This is a genomic window from Clostridium thermopalmarium DSM 5974 (genome assembly GCF_002995795.1).
Classification (GTDB): domain Bacteria; phylum Bacillota; class Clostridia; order Clostridiales; family Clostridiaceae; genus Clostridium_H; species Clostridium_H thermopalmarium.
This window is the reverse complement of the sequence record NZ_PVXN01000002.1, coordinates 1-1,260: the sequence shown is the minus strand read 5'-3', so window position 1 is coordinate 1,260 and position 1,260 is coordinate 1. Positions and strand designations below refer to the sequence as shown.

Below are 1,260 nucleotides of genomic sequence, written 5' to 3'. Positions count from 1 at the left end.
TGGACCTATGTCAATATCTTGGACACAAAAAGTTGAACAAATTATGCAGAATTTTTAGCTAAGTCCTCACACTTTTGAGGAGTTATATATCCTATGCTACTATGTATCCTTTTTCTGTTATACCAGGATTCTATATATTCAAAGATTGCTAATCTTGCAGTATCATAATCAAAGTATTTAACTATATGAACTTCCTCTTTTTTCAATGAAGCATGGAAAGATTCAATACAAGCATTATCATACGGGCATCCTTTGGAGCTAAATGAATGTGTAATAATCTTTGTTGCAGCTATGTATTCCTTAAAAGCATTGCTTGTATATTGACACCCTAAATCACTATGGAGGATTAAGGGTTTAGTAGGTTTTTGTAGCTCTATAGCATTTTTAACAGCTCGTAGAGCTAATGAAGTATCGATAGATCTAGACATGGCGTAGCCAATTATTTTCCTACTATATAAGTCCATTACTGAAGCTAAATAGCACCAGCCATCTTTAACAGTATGAATGTAAGTTATGTCAGTTACCCATTTTTCATTGATAGTATTAGCTTGGAAATCTCTTTTTAAAACGTTTTCTTGTTCTTCTATCTTCCTTTTAGATGATGTGGGTCTATATTTTTTTATAGTTATAGATTTTATCCCTAATTTTTTCATTAATCGCTGCGTCCTCTTTAAACTAATATTTATTCCCTCAGCTTTCAAGGATTCGTTTATTTTGGGTGCTCCATATCGATTCTTGCTTGCCTTATGGATATCTATAATCTTGTTACATATGATTTCATTCTCAAGCTCACGCTTGCTTGGTTTCTTATTTAAATATTTATAATAAGAACTACGCGATACTTTCAGAACCTTACACATAAGCTTAATATCATGATACTTCTTGTTGTTAGTAATGAATTCAAATATACTAGTTACTTCCTTGCGAATATGCCCATAGCTTTTTTTAGTATTTCAATTTCCTCTTCAAGTTTTGCATTTTTCTTTAATAAATTTTTATATTCTTCTGCTGTTATAGTTGTATCTTTATCTACTGAAACTGGCTTCTTTTTTGATATCCATCCATTTATTGTTGATTTTGATAGGGCATACTCACGACTCAACTCTGCTAAACTCTTACCAGAGTTGTATAATTCTACTATTGTATTTTTGAATTCTTCTGTATAATGTTTTTGACCTCTTGCCATTATAAACACTTCCTTTTCTTATTAATATTTTAAAGTGTTCGGCTTTCTGTGTCTACAATATTATACTAACACCA

1 protein-coding gene is annotated in these 1,260 nt (G+C 31.1%); it reads right to left on the bottom strand.

All coding sequences use genetic code 11. From position 1 onward, the window contains the following. Positions 1 to 41: 41 nt before the first annotated feature. Positions 42 to 1,186 (bottom strand): IS3 family transposase gene (locus CPAL_RS00240; RefSeq protein WP_374045498.1). Its coding sequence is split into 2 segments (ribosomal slippage): positions 42 to 949 and positions 949 to 1,186, totalling 1,146 coding nucleotides; the frame shifts between segments, so codons are not numbered across the junction. Between the last annotated feature and the right edge of the window lie 74 nt (positions 1,187 to 1,260).